Genomic DNA, 322 nt, shown 5'->3' on the forward strand with positions numbered 1-322 from the left:
GACCGACCGGCCCGGACACCCGTACCTTCTCCAGCACGGGTATGAACTGCGGGCTGTCCGCGGCCTGCCCCGCGGTCAGCACGAACGCCAACGGCCGACACCGCCGGTCAGCAGCGAGATGGACCTTGCTGGTCTACCCGCCCCGCGACCGTCCGAGCAGAGCAGCGGTCAGCCGGACCTTGCGTCGGCGCCGGAGGCGTCGCCGTTCTTCCCGCCCGGGGTCGTCCGCGACGTTCTGCCCGCCTTGTCCCTGCGTGCCGCCCCTTTTTGCCGGGTCTTCTCCTCCTCGGTGGCGGCCTTCTCCAGAGCGGCGATCACGTCT

The 322-nt window shown here is 71.1% G+C and carries 1 pseudogene; it reads right to left on the reverse strand.

The window, feature by feature from the left end:
* Positions 1 to 322: pseudogene (locus AC559T_RS17930) on the reverse strand (hypothetical protein); the annotation flags it as partial.

It is taken from the genome of Frankia sp. Hr75.2 (assembly GCF_949319125.1).
GTDB lineage: Bacteria > Actinomycetota > Actinomycetes > Frankiales > Frankiaceae > Parafrankia > Parafrankia soli.